Raw genomic sequence first — 14,932 nt, 5'->3', positions numbered from 1 at the left:
TCGTGTCTCCACGAATCGGTTTGAATAAAGAAGCAGTATTGGAAGCTGCGGCATTTCTGGCTGATGAGGAAGGCATTCATGAAGTGACGCTTGCTTCTCTTTCCAAAAGGCTGAATGTCAAATCTCCGTCTCTGTACAATCATATAAAAGGATTGAACGACTTACGGAAAGAACTCGCACTTTACGGCTTGACGATACTTTATGAAAACATGGCTTCTGCTGTCCAGGGAGCCGAAGAGGATCAGGCTGTCAGCAGAATGGCTCACGCCTATGTCACTTTTGCCAAAAACAGGCCGGGGCTTTATGAAGCAACTTTTATTGCAATGCCTGATGAAGATGAACGGCTTGACGAAGCTGGAGACAGAATCCTCGCCTTGGTGCTTTCCGTTCTGAAAGACTATCATTTAGACAATGACTCCGCGATCCATGCGGTCAGAGGCTTGAGAAGCATCATGCATGGATTTGCAACACTCAGGCAACACGATGCGTTCGGTCTTCCTTATGATGTGGAAGAAAGTTTTGATTTGACAATCCGTGCCTTCCTAAAAGGCATCGCTATCTATCAGACCGAATAAACAAGGGAATTTTTCCTTAATTGTTTACATTTTTTCGAAAATTTAGTATGATTGTCGTATGGCTCTTCCATTTTTTGAGTCATAGGTATGAGAAGGCTTAACCAGCCATTAATTGCCTTGGCCTAACAGCCGAGGATTTTTTTATGTCGGCAAAGAGAGACTGGATATGCAAAAATTGGTTCACACATGATGTGTTCCATGTTATGCTGTTATTGTGAATATATTCACAAAAGGGCGTGCGCAATGAAAAAAACTCCGATTTACGTAGAAATATCTATCCAGACAGATATGGAGCGGCTATGGCGCTATACTCAAGATCCTGCACTCCATCGGCAATGGGACTTGCGATTTACGGACATTACCTATTTAAAGCGCAGACCGGGTGAACCGCAAAGGTTTTTATACGAAACGAGAATCGGCTTCGGTTTAAAAATTTCCGGTACAGGAGTGTCTGTCGGAAACGTATATCAAGACACGGGAGACAGAGTCTCGTCACTCAAGTTCGCTACAAACCACCCGCTTTCTGTCATTCGCGAAGGCCGAGGATATTGGAAATACAGCGAAAGCGAAACCGGGATCACGTTTATGACACAATACGATTATGACACCCGTTACGGGAGGCTGGGCCGGCTTGCAGATAAGGCATTCAGGCCGCTCATCGGCTGGGCGACGGCCTGGAGCTTTGCTGCGCTGAAGATCTGGCTTGAAAAAGGACACCATCCAAGGCTGCTTTTTCAAAAAACATTGATCTATTGGCTCGTTTGTCTGCTGTTTTCTTTCGTCTGGATTTACCAGGGGCTTGTGCCAAAGCTCATGATGGTTCATCCTGAGGAAATCAGCATGCTTTCGACTTTCACGGGCGGCCGTTTTCATCCCGAAATGCTCCTGAAACTGATCGGCATGGCCGAGGTGATAGCCGGCGTGTTATGGCTTTATCCAGGTCGGAAAAGGAAGTGGTTTCTTTTGCATATCGCCCTGCTTGTGCTGCTTTCGGTATCTGCAGGAATGGCTGATCTCGCATCTTTTGCCCAACCTTTTAACCCGGTCGTGCTTAATGCCGCGCTTATCATCTTGTCCGTTGTCGGCTATGTGAGCGCTTGCGGCATTCCAAACGCGGGTAATACGATCAGAAAGAGGCGTTGATTTGGTTTCGATGTATGAACGGGTGATCGAGGATTTTCATCTTCTTCACCCAAAACTCAAGGAACGGTATCACCTCACCCAAGAAAGCGCGTTCAGAGGAAAAGGAGTGATGACGGAAATATCCGGCGGTTCGTACTGGATCAGGCTGTTGTTTAAAGCGGGAACGGTCTTCCGCTGTTTTTTTCCCGAAAGAGGGAGGAACATTCCGTTCACGATTGAAAATCACATTCGGCTGACGAAAAATGATACACCGGCAGCCGTTTGGAACAGGACTTTCTTTTTTCGTGATAAACAAAGGTATTTTGATGCTGTCATGATCTATGATGAAAGCCGGGGAGAAATCATCGACTATTTCGGACATCCGCCAATCTTAATTTCAAGCCTGCGGTTTAAGGCGGAAGCTGACGGATCACTGTCGATTACTTCTGTCAGACAATGGCTGCCTTTATTCAGTAAAAAGCTGCCCCTTACAAAGTGTTTATACGGTATTTCCAGGGTGAATGAATCGTATGACGAAGAAAAAGGCTGTTTTACGATTGATGTTCATGTGAAAAATCCGCTGTTCGGAACGCTGTTTGCCTACAGAGGAACGTTTAACAGGGAGGAGGAGATGGCATGAAATTCCGCCGCTTTTTTGTAAGCGTTCTTTGCTATGCGGTTTTTTTCGCCGGCAAAGCGCCGGACATCCCGCCAGCAGAGGCGCTGCTTTTATTAGCGATGCTATTTTTTGTTCCGGCCGCACTCGATCTTACTCAGCATGAAAACGGAATGTTTCGGCTGATCAGCGCGTGCTTTCCTTATGCGGCTTGTGCGGCTTCGTTATCCCTGTTGTTCCATTCCCCGCTTTTTTCAGCGATTTGGCTATGCTATACGGGGATGATCGCCTTATACGGCGTCCTTCGTCTCTGGGAAAGAGGAGGAAAGGGCCTTGAAGAGGCATCGATTGACAGCGGTCTGCTTTACCTTCCTTTCGGAGGGGGTTGGCTTTTTGCTTATACGCTGAATCTCCAGGTCATGGATTTCAGCCCGCTGATCGTGCTGCTGACAGCGGTGCATTTTCATTATTCTGCATTTCTCATTCCGATTTTTAATGGAATGCTCGGAAGGAAGCTGAAAAAGAAAGGCCTTTTTTATACAGCGGTGACATGGCTCATCATGCTGTCTCCGCTTTTCATTGCGGTCGGCATATCGTTTTCGAAAACCATTGATGTCTTCGCCGTTGCGCTGTATTTGGCGGCCATATACGGCAGCGGCTTTCTCGTCTCGATCGCGGCCTTCAAAAACAGCGCGGCTCGCCGCTTTGTGATCTTTTCGTCTTTTACATTGATGATTACCATTGCTTTTTCACTTATTTACTCTTACGGTGTTTATCGCGGCCGGCCGACTTTTACAATTCAGGAAATGATTTGGATTCACGGGCTTGTCAACGCTTTTGGCGTCATTATTCCAGCGCTGACCGGCTGGCGTCTTGAATCTCCTGAGCCGGACTGTGAAAGGAGGCAAGGCGAAATGATGAGCAACATTTACGGGTCATGGAGAATCGGAGCCGATTTTTTACAACGGCACCGATTACAAAGCGATTCGTCTTACCAAGGTCTTGCCGATGATATGAGCGCATTTCAGAGAAACGGATTTCAGCTTGAGACGGTTTCTCCTCTCATTCTCGATTTCTATGAGCATACTGCCGATTATTCGTTAACAGCGGAGATCGCCTGGCGTCCATGGTTTAAGCCGCTTGCGCACATGTATCAGCTGATTTCAAAAATGACAGGGCAAATTCATTTGGGGACAAAGACCGGGCGGCAAACGATGGAGGGCGAGATTATCGGTGTTGATTCAGCCAAAGACGGCAGGAAGAATGTGCGCGCCTGGGTCAGAACGAACGAGGAAGGCGAGACTGTGTTCGTGGCGCTTTATTCTGCTCATACCCATGATGACATCACATATATGAATATTGCACTGCCATTGCCGTTTTCCAATATGACAGGCATTTTAAAGCCGAAAGCAGAGGACGGCTGCCTGATTTTGACGAGCAGTGACAAACGATCTGACCGGGGTGATGAAGGCATTTTCCTTTCGACCGGAACAGGTACGTTTAAACTGCCGCTTGCCGAACGCTTTATCATCAAAAAGCAGGGACGAAAGAGGCTCTGCGCTCATCACTGCATGTGGCTGTTCGGCATACGGTTTCTCGACATTCAATATCATATTGAAAAAAAGGATTCTGCCGTCAATAGGGCGAAAATAGCAAAAGAAAGCTAGGCAAAAATCGAATCGAACTGGAGGGTATTTATGCTAAAAAACATTTTGCTTGAACAGTTTAAAGCATGCTTTAACGAAACGACTTGGTTTGTTTGTTTTCAAACGGCTTCCGCTGATCTTACGGAAAGCCAGGCAAGGCAAAAAGGGGAAGGTTCGGAAAATTCGATTTTAGAAATTGCCAACCATTTGATTTTTTACAACGAGCGCTATTTAAAGTGGTTTAAAGGAATTCCCGTTCCGGCTTTTGATTATACGATCGATGATACGTTTGTAAACAAAAGCGGACTGGGCTGGGAAGAAAGCCGGCAGGAACTGAATACGATCTATAACGAATGGATCGATGCGCTTTCGGCATGCGAAGAGAAGATGCTGAAGGAGCCGGCCCAGCATGATCCGCATTCCACCTGGGCGGAGATTTTGTCCCTTCTCATTCTTCATAACGCTTACCATCTGGGACAAATCGTCACGATCCGAAAACAGCAGAAATCGTGGGACCCTTCAAAAGGCGTCAACTAACGGTGTTGTCAGGCAAGATGGCGGCTTAAGGCGGTCACCCACCCTAAGCCGCAGTTCATTTTGCCTGGGTCAAGCTTCGATTATTGCTTTCAGGTGATAATAGGCATCTTTTAGCCAGGGATGGACAACTTTCAGTTTATCTTTTTGTTTCCACAAATACTGAATATAAACAAACGCCCCGTGCTCCAGAGAAATTTCAAGCGCTTCACAAAGCTCCTTGATATAAGGCGGAGTCCCTGTCTGATCCCATTCTATTTTGTCCGCTGAAAACAGGACAAGGTCGAGCTGGGAGGGATTTTTTTTAAGCGTTGTATGGCATTCTATTGCATCTAAAATATCTTGATCCGCCACCTGAAACAGGTCCCGCGCCATCACTTTCGACAGTTTTTGATGGATAATCATCGGAAATATCCGTTCTTCGGGCAGAATATCAATACCGAGCGCCTCAGCAGCCGCAATTCTTTTTTCATTAGGGATGACACCGCTGATGTCATGCATAATACCGGCTATTCCCGCTTTTTGTGCAGGAACATGAAAACGCTTTGCCAATTCTTCCGCCGCTTTTTTCACTCTTATCGAATGTTCGGCTGTTTTTTCGTGGTTATGGCGTCTCAAAAATTCAAGGGCATCTGAACATACATCACCTGTGCAACGAACTTCCATCTCTATTCCTTCAATATTCATCAGAGATTCTCCTTTTTGAGGTTGTTTCATGATAAACAAAACACATTCGTTATCTGATTTTACCTTATCATAACATTGACAAACTCTAAAACATACCATTAAAATATTTTGTTAACCGGAAAATAAAAAGAAGGGACTGTCCATTGACTATGTCTGAACTGACAAAACAGCTGATCTATGATATGTATGTTAAACTCCTGCACCTGAACGAACAAAAAGCGGATACTGATCTCAAGGCATTTTTAAAGCAGGCGGCAGAATCTGATGTTAAACGGCTCCCGGGGAATATGACGACCATCCATGTCATCAGCTGTATCGGTCATGATGAACCGATTAATAATACAGGCATCGCCAAAAAAATGAATTTATCAAAAGCAAATATTACAAAAATCAGTTCAAAGCTGCTGAAAGAAGGCCTCATTAAACGGTTTCAATTGACGGACAATAAAAAAGAGATCTACTTCAGGCTGACGCCCAGCGGAAAACAAGTGTATGAACTTCATGAAAAGCTCCATCAGCAAAAAGCGGAACAGTTTCAGAGGTTTCTCGATTCGTTTTCAACAGCAGAACAGGGAGCTATTTTGAAATTTCTTCAAGGTCTGACACTTATGACAGAAACGGTTAGGAAACAATAATAGTATTATGTTAACTTGAATGAGCGATTGACAAGAAACCCCTTCCAGATTATAGTTGAATTAATGAGTTAGTTATTTAGATAACTAAGAGGTGAAGTGAATGGCGAGGCCGAATGTGACTTCAAAAGAAACGTTGATTGAGGCAGCTAAGCGCCGCATTGCCGGACAGGGTCTGGACAAACTGACGTTAAAGGCGGTTGCTGAAGAAGCAAAGGTGACACAGGGAACGGTTTACTATCATTTCCGGACAAAAGAGCAGCTTGTGTTTGAAGTGGTTCGCGACCTTTGCCGCGCGTCGTGGGAACGGTTGAAAGCAAATGATAGACCCGCTGCCGAAAGGATAAAAGACGGATTGTCATCGGCGAAATCAAGAACACGAAAAGATGCGTATTACCATCAGCTTTTTTTAGAATTGGCCGTTTTAGGTTTTCGAAATGAAAAGATAAACGAGCAGCTTGGAGAACTTCTCGAAGAGGAAAATGCGGTGTTGGCAGAACAGCTTTCCGAGATGTGGAAGCGTTCTCCTGTTGACGGGGTTTCTTTCAGCACGTGGGGCATTCTTTTAAACGCACTAATCGACGGTCTTGCTCTTCAGTCGCTGATGTCTTCGGGATTTTCCTCTGAAAAAGTCTACGGGGAATTAGAGGCGGTGCTGCAGATGCTGACGGAAACCGCCGTAAAACAGCATGGAGGGGAGTAAAGGGAGATGGAGATGTTAACTGAAAAACTCGGTTTGGCTCTTGTTTTTTCGTTCGTTGTCTGGCTTGGCGCCACCGTGTTTTTTATGCTGTTCGGCAGTGCGGTTCTTGCCGAACCCGGCCAAGATTCTTTTATGCTCCGCTTTTTGCTTCTTGAAGCCGGAACTTTTGGCCTACTATATGCCGTGATCCTCGCTTACCGGCGAGTTGACAAATCGAGGTTTGCTGCGGTTAAGTTTGGCATTGTAGGGTCGGCAGTCGGTTTGTTTCTCGACACATTTTCTTTATGGCATCATTCATTGATCTTCCCGGCGCTTTCAAAGGGCCAGGTGATTGGATTTGCGGTTTGGATGGTCTTCGCGTATGCCATGTATTTGACGATACCGCTCATACTTGAAAAAAGAAGGTCTGCGGTTTAAATCTTTTATGTAAGATTCGCCCGCTTTATGCTAAAACGGGCGAACGGTCTTTAATCTTGCGGAACCGATTGTTCTGCATTGATGTATCCAGCACCGTAAACATTTGGATCGCGATCTTTCCATAAATCGGTTCCGTTTATTAACAGTTGTTTGATTTCATCAGGTCCTGTCCCTGGGGCTTGCTGAAGAATAAGGGCTGCAATGCCTGCGCAGATCGGCGTGGCCATCGAGGTTCCGGATAATATCATATAATCTGTGCCGACTCTGTTTGCTTTTTGCATCTTATCGAGGAAAGATCCAGGTGAACGAAGCGATGTAATATTTGTGCCCGGTCCCAGCAAGTCCGGTTTAACTTGACCGTAGATCGTCGGCCCTCTGCTTGAATAAGAGGCAACATCATCATCCTCCCGGCTGACTGTATCCCGGTCATCCAAAGCTCCGACTGTAATAATCTTGCTGCTGACGCCAGGGCTGGCAATCGTTTGCGCATCAGGACCGGAATTTCCGGCTGCCGCACATACAACAATGCCTGCGTCCCATGCTGCATGAACAGCTTTAACGACCGGATCTTCTTCCTCATTCTCGTAGCGTAACGCATCTGCCCCCAATGACATTGAAAGAATGTCGATCGGATCATCAGGGTTTTCCTCATTGAATTGAATGCACCAATCGATCCCTTGAATGACAGTTTCCAGCGTGCCGGATCCCATTTTGTCCAATACTTTTACACCGACAAGTTCCGCTTCAGGAGCAGGCCCCCGGTACTGACCCGATGAGGCAGCTCCGTTTCCACAAGCATCGCCGGCGCAGTGTGTGCCATGGCCATTGTCATCATACGGTTCTGTCCTTTGGTTGACAAAGTCTTGAAAAGCCCTGATCCTGCCTTCAAGATCTTTGTGAGGGTATATGCCCGTATCAATGACAGCGATTGTAACACCTTTGCCTGTCAGCGTCTGGTTGTTTCTGATCACCTCTTTGGCACGGCTTGATTCAACCGCTACGTCGAGGAGCGCTTTCACTTTGCGATTTAAATAAATTTTGCGAATGTCACCGCATTGAGATAGAAGCGATTGCAAAGAAGAAGGGGTGACTTCCGCGCTGCAGCAGCTAATGTTGGAAAAGCGATGCTTGATTTTGTTTCTTCTCTTGCTGCCGATCATTTCATTGACTAATTGATAGCCTTTATGGTGGCTGTCTTTTTCAAATTCAATAATGACCGGTATTTTTTTGTTCTTCATTAATATTTTTTCAAAAAATCCGTGTAAAAAGCAAGGCGTCCATTTAAAAGGTTTATAGAGTTTCAGCACGCTTTCTCTCAGCGGCCGGTCCAGTTTATGGGCGTTGGACCTTACCATTTGAACCATATAGGAACCGAACATCCTAGTTCCACCTCATCTCTTATAGTTTATTCTTCCTCTTAATCTATGAATGAAAGGGGGTTCCCGTAAAGTTGGCTGTCCTAAAACGGCGGCAAAAGAGGCCTGTTTCCCATTCGCTTCTGAAAGTGGTAACGGAAGTCCAGGGTTTAAACGAACCAAAATACATGATATTCTAGACATGTCAATATCACCCTCTAGAAAGCGGCCAAAGGAGCTGAATTCATGGCAACAATCGAAGATTTTTTAGAGCTGGATATTCGGATTGGGACAATTTTAAAAGCGGAAGAGTTTCCTGAAGCGAAAGTGCCGGCTATTAAGCTTGAGATCGATTTCGGAGAAGAGATTGGCGTCAAACGTTCGAGCGCTCAAATCACAAAGCGTTATACACCTGAAAAGCTTATAGGCCGGCAGGTGACGGCAGTCGTCAATTTTCCGCCGCGGCGGATTGCCGGGTTTAAATCGGAAGTTCTCGTTCTTGGCGGCGTGCCGGAAAAAGGCGACGTTATTTTGCTGGCGCCTGATCAAGAAGCGCCCAATGGAACGAAGATCAGCTGATACATAAAAGAGAGGCTCCCTCTACCAGAAGGAAGCCTCTTTTTTTATTTCACCTTGAATTTTTTCGTTAAATCTCGCAGATCTTCCGCCATTTGTTCAAGTGTGGCAGAAGACGTACTGATTTCTTCCATTGAAGCCAGCTGTTCTTCCGCTGATGCTGCAATATCTTGTATTCCAGCTGTGTTTTCCCTTGAAACATCGGCGATTTCCTGAACGGCACCGGAGACTTCCTCTGAGCCTTTCGACAATTGTTCGACCGCTGCATTGAGCGTTTGCAGCTTGCCGGCGATCTCATTCGTCATGCCGCTGATTTCGTGAAAGCTCGTTTCTGTTTTCTCGGTAATTTTGAGTCCGGATTGGACTTCATGGTTGACCGATTGAAACATCTTGAGAGAATGTTCGATTTCTTTGACGATTTCCTGAATCAGCGCTTCGATTTCTTTTGCCGATTCCGCTGATTGGGCAGCAAGCTTTCGAACTTCTTCGGCGACGACGGAAAAGCCTCTGCCTGACTCGCCGGCGCGGGCCGCTTCAATCGCGGCGTTCAATGCCAATAGATTCGTTTGATCGGCAATTCCGTTAATGACCCTGAGAATTGATGTGATATCTTTCGATTTGCCTTCGAGACCTTTGACGACGCTCTCAGCTTGTTTGACAGATCGATCGATGGAGTTCATCTGGCCGACCGTTTTCTGAACGAGTTCTCCGCCGGTTTCGGCGATTTCTGTCGATTTGATCGATGATTCAGTAATCGATTCCGACACTTCGGTCATTTCGCTCAGATGATCATTCATTTGGCTGAGCTGCTGCGAGCTGGTTTCGACTTTTTCATTCTGGCTTTCTGCCCCGTTCGAGAACTGTTCGATCGCGGAAGTAATATGTTCTGTCGCTTGGCTCGTCTGTTCCGCGCTTGCTGTCAGCTGCTCTGATGATGAGGCGACATTCTCAACCGATTCCTGAATGGTGCCGATCAGTGTGCGGAGCGATTCCGCCATATCATTGAAGCTTGTGCCGAGCTGCCCGAATTCGTCATTTGAACGGACTTTAATTTGCTGTGTCAAGTCGCCGCTGCTGATGTTTTTTGCAGATTGAACGAGCTGATTCAATGGTTTACTGATCGCGCGGACGATAAAGAAAATGAGAATTCCGCCTAGCACCAAAGCCCCTGAAAAGACGATCAGAGCCATATAAAAGACGGGCTTTGTGGCGTTTGTTATCTCATCGGAAAACATTGTCCCGGCAATTTTCCAGCCTGTCAGTTTGTTTGTTGCAAACGCCATTTGCTTTTCTTTTCCTTCAAAAGTATATTTGAATTCACCTTTTTCTTTGCCGTAAACTTGGTCAACCCAACCGCCTTCACCTTCAGTTCCGGCTTTAATCTTCGGATGGGCGATATATTTTTTAGATGCACTTGAGATAAAAGCAAAGCCGTCTTTTCCGACTTTGACATCATTTGTCGCTTTAATCAGCTCATCGATATTCAAGCTGAGCGCCGCGACGCCTGACCCGTCTTCATTCTGCTTGGCGATGGTAATGACCGTGTTGCCGGTAGCGGCAGAGGTGTATGGATCAGTGACGATGATTTCGCCTTTTTTCTCAACCGCTTCTTGGAACCATGGCCTTTCCGCGGGATTATAGCCGTCAGGCATTTTCGTATAAGGATGCTGCACGTAGACACCGTCTACAGAGCCTGTGAACACGGCTTCTACATCTTTATTTTGTCTGGCGTATTGTTCAAACTGTTGTCTTAACGAAGTCTGGCCTTTATCCTTGTATGTTTTTTCTTTGATCACTTCACTGAAATATGTAATAGCATCCGCTTTTTTTTCGATATTTTGATCGATCGTTTCGTTTAATTGATCCACGCTGTTTCTTGCGCTTCTCATGATTTCATCTTCAATCGAACTTCCCGCCGTATAATAGGAAACACCTGAAAGGATTAAAACAGGGAGTGTTAAAATCAATAAAAATGAGACCGCTAATCTTTTGGAAAGAGATGGATGCTTGATCCAATTTACTATTTTTTTCATTCGCCAAAACTCCTTTTTATAGGTTACGAGATTAATATCGGACAATTTTCACACTTTTGCATCAAATTTTAAAATTTAGACTTCAAAATAAAATGCTCAACTAAGGCGAAGGCAACAGTTTTCGGGATTGGCTGAAAAAAGGGCTGCATAACTGTTGACAAAGTTTACCTTCGTTTATATACTAATCGGTAAATACAGTGAAAGGAATAGGTATAGGGGACATGAAGCAGTAATCTTATTTTCCATCGTTTTTTTTAATATGAAAAAACGGAAACTTGGAGAATAGGATGAGTATGCCCTTTTATACCTTGCATCAATTTCTGAAATTTGCATGTTTTTTGTCGTGCAAAGAAATGGGATCGGTTCATACCGCTTTCACGGTGCATATTTTGGCATGATATCCTCTCCGGGTTTCCGCGAGAGGTTTTTTGTTGTCAGCCAAAATAAAAACAGAGGTGAACGGTATGACGATCTTAATGAAAATAAGAGGTTTGCAAAAAAGCTTTGGAGAGCAAACGATTTTAAAAAACATCGATTTTGACATTTCCAATCAAGAGCGGATTGGGTTGGTCGGATACAATGGAGCGGGGAAAACAACGCTCGCAAATATATTGAGCGGTCATATAAAAGCTGACAAAGGCACTGTTCAAACAGACCGGACGCTTAAAATCGGCTATCTGCTCCAGTCGATTGAGTACTCCGTTCATGACTTCAACAGCATATTAACAGACGATCAGGGCGGGAAATTATATCAGTTGACCAGCCGTCTTGGCTTATCAAAGGTTCAAAGCTGGAATTCCGAGCGGCTCAGTCATTTGAGCGGGGGAGAAAAACTAAAGCTTGCGCTGGCGCACGTCTGGAAAACGATGCCTGACCTCCTCATCTTAGATGAGCCCACCAATCACTTGGATTTAAAAGGAATCAGCTGGCTCCTTGAAGAACTGCAACAATATCGAGGGGCTGTATTGATTATTTCTCATGACCGTTATTTCTTGGATCAATCCGTTTCCAAAATACTTGAGCTGGAAGATGGGAAGTTGCACACTTATCAAGGAAACTATAGTGCATACCGGCAGGAGAAAAAACGGTTATATGAAGAACGTCTGCACCAATATGAAGTCCAGCAAAAGCAAAAAGAAAGAATCGAGTCACAGATTGCAACGCTCCAAAATTGGTCACAGAAAGCCCACCGTGACTCAACAAAACAGGGATCACGGTCAGAACGAAGGCAGCTGGGCTTTAAAGAATACCACCGGGTAAAAGCCAAAAAGCTCGATAACCAAGTCAAATCAAAGCTTAGACGCCTTGAACAGGAACTTGAAAAAAACAAAGCGGAAAAGCCACAAGAAGCAGAATCTGTCAATTTTCAATTTTCATCGGGAGAAAAAAGGGGCAAGCGGATTATCGAAGCGAAAGGCCTGACAAAAGCGTTTGACGGACGCACCTTATTCAAAGACAGCCATTTTTATGTCAAACATGGCGAGAGAATAGGGCTTATCGGAGACAATGGCTGCGGCAAAACGACCCTTGTGAAGATGATGTTGGATGCTGAACCTGCAACAGCCGGAACGCTATGGAAGAGCCGATCTGTAAAGGCCGCATATTTAAGCCAGGATGTCAGTGATTTAAGCGTTGATCAAACAGTGGCTGAAGTACTGAATTTGTCTGACAGAGCCGAAATCGCAAATGCGCGGACCATTTTGGCCAATATGGGAATCAAAGAAAACCGCTTTCATAATGAAATCGGGACATTCAGCCTCGGGGAGCGGACCCGGATTAAACTGGCAGGTATGATTTTAAAGGATTATGATCTGCTGATTCTGGATGAACCGACCAACCACCTTGATTTGCCAAGCAGAGAGCAGCTTGAACAGACATTGCTTGAGTTTCAAGGCACGATCATCATTGTGTCGCATGACCTGTATTTTACAGATCAATTGTGTAACAAACTTCTCGTATTTGAAAATGGGCGCATCACCCGCGTCGAAACCGGATTGAAAGATTATCGGAGCAGAAAGAAACAGCGACATGCAAAACGCGATGAAGAGGAACGGCTTCGTATCGAAAATCGGATGACCGCCGTTCTCGGAGAATTAGCCGGACTCACCCCCCAAGACCCGAGATATCATGAATTGGATCAGGAATTTTCAGAGCTGGCCAAACGCAAACGGGCGTTTTTAGAAAAAGAATAAATGGAAAGAACCATTTGTGTTTTTTAACACAGATGGTTCTTTTTTGTTTGACGTGGTTTAAATTACCACCCATTAGAGATGGCACCCAAGGTAATAATAGGATAAAAATGATGGACTTACTACAGCAATAAAAAAGGGTGATCAACATGTGGAAAACGATTGTTTCCTATTTTCCGGACTGGATGGTCCTGATGCAGGCTTTTTTTGTTTTTTTCGTCCCGTTTGCCATATCAAAAGTATTTCTGTGGCTTCGTACGGCAGGGGATGATTGATATGAGATGGTGGAAAGCAAAAACGCGCAGATTGATACAATCGTCCAACAAGCCGGAAAAACCTAAAAATGAAGTGCCGGCTTTGGAATCAACGGGGTATTTGACCGGCGATTTTGATCACGACCTGCAAGCGGTCAAAACAGCCTTGGAGAATAACTCAGACGTTCATTTCCGAGAATTCAACTTAGGGCGCACCGGCATCCGGGCGGCGATTGTTTTTGTTGAAATGCTTGCAGATCAAGACCTGATTGACAAACATATTATGAAATCCCTTATGGATGATTTCTCCAAAGAATATAACATTGAGCTTTCTTCATTAAGCAGCAATATACCGGACTTAATCCAAAAGCAGATTTTATCAATCAGCGGAGTATCAGTGGCAAAGCATGTCAGCGAAGTGGTGCCGGAAGTGTTGATGGGTACGGCCATACTGCTGATCGACGGTTCAGCGGAAGTTTTATTGCTGGGAACCGTTAAAAAAAATACAAGGAACATTGAAGAGCCCGTATCTGAATCCTTGGTCAGAGGGGCGCGCATCGGCTTTACGGAAACGATTGGCACAAATACAGCCCTTTTGAGGCAGCACGGCAAAAATCAAAATTTGTCTATGGTTCAATTTCAAGTTGGGAAGCGAGCTGTCAAAAATCTTGTCGTCGCCTATATTAAAGACGTGGCTGAACCAGGACTGGTGGAAGAAGTCAAAAAAAGAATCGAAAAGATTGATATCGATGATGTGCTCGAATCAGGTTTTGTCGAGCAGCTGATCGAAGACAATTATCTCAGTCCATTTCCGCAGGTGCAAAGCACTGAACGTCTTGACAGGGTGATGAGTGCGTTAATGGAGGGCAGAGTGGCCATCTTATTGGACGGGACGCCTTTTGTTTTAATCGTTCCTGTTACATTCAGTATGCTCCTGCAATCGCCCGAGGATTATTATGAACGCTGGCTCCCGAGTTCACTGATCCGCATCATGCGAATTGGCGCAGCGATGATCTCGCTTCTTGGACCCGCTTTATATATTTCCTTTATTTCGTTTCATCCCGGGCTGATTCCGAGTGAACTTGCGATTTCCATTACCGGAACGAGGGTGGGTGTACCTTTTCCATCGCTGATCGAAGCGCTCATTATGGAAGTGGCGATCGAAATTTTGCGCGAAGCCGGCCTCCGGCTGCCAAAACCAATCGGTCCGGCGATGGGAATCGTCGGCGGTATCATCATCGGGGAGGCTGCCGTGCAGGCAGGCATTGTCAGCCCGATTATGGTCATTGTTGTCGCCGTTACCGCGATTTCTTCATTCGCCATTCCGCAATACAGCGCCGGTATTTCGCTGCGCATGTTGAGATTTGTGGCGATGTTTTGTGCAGCCACGTTCGGTTTGTACGGGGTGATTATGTTTTTCCTCATGCTTGCCAGCCACGCGGTGAAGCTGAAAAGCTTTGGTGTTCCATACGCAAGCCCGGCTGTCCCTTATCGTTTGCAAGATTGGAAAGATTTCATCGTTCGCATGCCGATACAGATGATGAAAAAGCGGCCGAAAATGCTAAAAACAGACGATTCGACACGTCAGTAGCA

At 45.4% G+C, this 14,932-nt stretch carries 15 protein-coding genes; 12 read left to right on the top strand and 3 right to left on the bottom strand.

The features are described 5' to 3' along the window. Nucleotides 1-2: 2 nt before the first annotated feature. The 5 genes from CP943_RS11325 (at nucleotide 3) to CP943_RS11305 (ending at nucleotide 4,496) form a co-directional block, all read left to right on the top strand. Nucleotides 3-575, top strand: coding sequence for a TetR/AcrR family transcriptional regulator (locus CP943_RS11325; RefSeq protein ID WP_023855711.1), 573 nt, complete (start codon nucleotides 3-5; stop codon nucleotides 573-575). Nucleotides 576-818: 243 nt separating this feature from the next. Next, the gene (locus CP943_RS11320; RefSeq protein ID WP_039072779.1) at nucleotides 819-1,718 is read left to right on the top strand and encodes a DoxX-like family protein; all 900 of its coding nucleotides are present in this window, start codon (nucleotides 819-821) and stop codon (nucleotides 1,716-1,718) included. 1 nt (nucleotide 1,719) lies between these two features. Then, nucleotides 1,720-2,337, top strand: a complete 618-nt coding sequence (locus CP943_RS11315; RefSeq protein ID WP_026579579.1) for a DUF4166 domain-containing protein — start codon at nucleotides 1,720-1,722, stop codon at nucleotides 2,335-2,337. After that, nucleotides 2,334-3,980, top strand: coding sequence for a YndJ family protein (locus CP943_RS11310; protein ID WP_105981014.1), 1,647 nt, complete (start codon nucleotides 2,334-2,336; stop codon nucleotides 3,978-3,980). The genes CP943_RS11315 and CP943_RS11310 overlap by 4 nt, the downstream gene beginning before the upstream one ends. Before the next feature lie 30 nt (nucleotides 3,981-4,010). Further along, nucleotides 4,011-4,496, top strand: coding sequence for a DinB family protein (locus tag CP943_RS11305; protein WP_020451748.1), 486 nt, complete (start codon nucleotides 4,011-4,013; stop codon nucleotides 4,494-4,496). A gap of 69 nt (nucleotides 4,497-4,565) precedes the next feature. Here the strand turns inward: CP943_RS11305 and yqeK are convergent, their stop codons facing one another. Further along, on the bottom strand, nucleotides 4,566-5,180 hold the full coding sequence (gene yqeK / locus CP943_RS11300) for a bis(5'-nucleosyl)-tetraphosphatase (symmetrical) YqeK (RefSeq protein WP_023855716.1): 615 nt from the start codon (nucleotides 5,178-5,180) through the stop codon (nucleotides 4,566-4,568). Nucleotides 5,181-5,329: 149 nt separating this feature from the next. On the opposite strand from yqeK, the gene CP943_RS11295 reads away from it, so the two are divergent. The 3 genes from CP943_RS11295 (at nucleotide 5,330) to CP943_RS11285 (ending at nucleotide 6,932) form a co-directional block, all read left to right on the top strand. Beyond that, a complete protein-coding gene (locus CP943_RS11295; protein WP_026579582.1) occupies nucleotides 5,330-5,815 on the top strand; it encodes a MarR family transcriptional regulator in 486 nt (161 codons plus the stop codon). Nucleotides 5,816-5,915: 100 nt separating this feature from the next. Beyond that, nucleotides 5,916-6,515 carry a TetR/AcrR family transcriptional regulator gene (locus CP943_RS11290; RefSeq protein ID WP_020451745.1) on the top strand — a complete coding sequence of 200 codons (600 nt, stop codon included), beginning with the start codon at nucleotides 5,916-5,918 and terminating at the stop codon, nucleotides 6,513-6,515. A 6-nt stretch (nucleotides 6,516-6,521) separates the two neighbouring features. After that, on the top strand, nucleotides 6,522-6,932 hold the full coding sequence (locus tag CP943_RS11285; RefSeq protein ID WP_101560971.1) for a DUF5367 family protein: 411 nt from the start codon (nucleotides 6,522-6,524) through the stop codon (nucleotides 6,930-6,932). Nucleotides 6,933-6,982: 50 nt separating this feature from the next. On the opposite strand, the gene CP943_RS11280 is transcribed toward CP943_RS11285, so the two are convergent. Beyond that, nucleotides 6,983-8,311, bottom strand: coding sequence for a serine protease AprX (locus CP943_RS11280; protein WP_101560970.1), 1,329 nt, complete (start codon nucleotides 8,309-8,311; stop codon nucleotides 6,983-6,985). A gap of 222 nt (nucleotides 8,312-8,533) precedes the next feature. Here CP943_RS11280 and csaA point away from each other — a divergent pair, with 222 nt between their 5' ends. Next, nucleotides 8,534-8,866 carry a chaperone CsaA gene (csaA, locus tag CP943_RS11275; protein ID WP_020451742.1) on the top strand — a complete coding sequence of 111 codons (333 nt, stop codon included), beginning with the start codon at nucleotides 8,534-8,536 and terminating at the stop codon, nucleotides 8,864-8,866. A gap of 44 nt (nucleotides 8,867-8,910) precedes the next feature. On the opposite strand, the gene tlpB is transcribed toward csaA, so the two are convergent. Beyond that, nucleotides 8,911-10,896, bottom strand: a complete 1,986-nt coding sequence (gene tlpB, locus CP943_RS23090; RefSeq protein WP_105981013.1) for a methyl-accepting chemotaxis protein — start codon at nucleotides 10,894-10,896, stop codon at nucleotides 8,911-8,913. A gap of 464 nt (nucleotides 10,897-11,360) precedes the next feature. Between tlpB and abc-f the strand changes: the two genes are divergently transcribed. The 3 genes from abc-f to CP943_RS11260 all read left to right on the top strand — a co-directional run bounded on the left by abc-f (nucleotide 11,361) and on the right by CP943_RS11260 (nucleotide 14,930). After that, nucleotides 11,361-13,088 (top strand): ribosomal protection-like ABC-F family protein, encoded by a 1,728-nt coding sequence (gene abc-f, locus CP943_RS11265; protein ID WP_105981364.1) that lies wholly within the window; start codon nucleotides 11,361-11,363, stop codon nucleotides 13,086-13,088. A gap of 146 nt (nucleotides 13,089-13,234) precedes the next feature. Further along, nucleotides 13,235-13,360, top strand: coding sequence for a hypothetical protein (locus CP943_RS22835; protein WP_023855724.1), 126 nt, complete (start codon nucleotides 13,235-13,237; stop codon nucleotides 13,358-13,360). Between the two features lies 1 nt (nucleotide 13,361). Next, the gene (locus tag CP943_RS11260) at nucleotides 13,362-14,930 is read left to right on the top strand and encodes a spore germination protein (protein ID WP_023855725.1); all 1,569 of its coding nucleotides are present in this window, start codon (nucleotides 13,362-13,364) and stop codon (nucleotides 14,928-14,930) included. The last annotated feature ends 2 nt before the right edge of the window (nucleotides 14,931-14,932 follow it).

Source organism: Bacillus paralicheniformis (assembly GCF_002993925.1).
Taxonomy (GTDB): domain Bacteria; phylum Bacillota; class Bacilli; order Bacillales; family Bacillaceae; genus Bacillus; species Bacillus paralicheniformis.
This window is presented reverse-complemented; position numbering and strand designations above follow the sequence as displayed.

Coding starts and splice junctions, on each gene's coding strand:
- CP943_RS11320 (WP_039072779.1), top strand. CDS start 819: ATGAAAAAAACTCCGATTTACGTAGAAATATCTATCCAGACAGATATG.
- CP943_RS11310 (WP_105981014.1), top strand. CDS start 2,334: ATGAAATTCCGCCGCTTTTTTGTAAGCGTTCTTTGCTATGCGGTTTTT.
- CP943_RS11305 (WP_020451748.1), top strand. CDS start 4,011: ATGCTAAAAAACATTTTGCTTGAACAGTTTAAAGCATGCTTTAACGAA.
- yqeK (WP_023855716.1), bottom strand. CDS start 5,180: ATGAATATTGAAGGAATAGAGATGGAAGTTCGTTGCACAGGTGATGTA.
- CP943_RS11295 (WP_026579582.1), top strand. CDS start 5,330: ATGTCTGAACTGACAAAACAGCTGATCTATGATATGTATGTTAAACTC.
- CP943_RS11290 (WP_020451745.1), top strand. CDS start 5,916: ATGGCGAGGCCGAATGTGACTTCAAAAGAAACGTTGATTGAGGCAGCT.
- CP943_RS11285 (WP_101560971.1), top strand. CDS start 6,522: ATGGAGATGTTAACTGAAAAACTCGGTTTGGCTCTTGTTTTTTCGTTC.
- CP943_RS11280 (WP_101560970.1), bottom strand. CDS start 8,311: ATGTTCGGTTCCTATATGGTTCAAATGGTAAGGTCCAACGCCCATAAA.
- csaA (WP_020451742.1), top strand. CDS start 8,534: ATGGCAACAATCGAAGATTTTTTAGAGCTGGATATTCGGATTGGGACA.
- tlpB (WP_105981013.1), bottom strand. CDS start 10,896: ATGAAAAAAATAGTAAATTGGATCAAGCATCCATCTCTTTCCAAAAGA.
- abc-f (WP_105981364.1), top strand. CDS start 11,361: ATGACGATCTTAATGAAAATAAGAGGTTTGCAAAAAAGCTTTGGAGAG.
- CP943_RS22835 (WP_023855724.1), top strand. CDS start 13,235: ATGTGGAAAACGATTGTTTCCTATTTTCCGGACTGGATGGTCCTGATG.
- CP943_RS11260 (WP_023855725.1), top strand. CDS start 13,362: ATGAGATGGTGGAAAGCAAAAACGCGCAGATTGATACAATCGTCCAAC.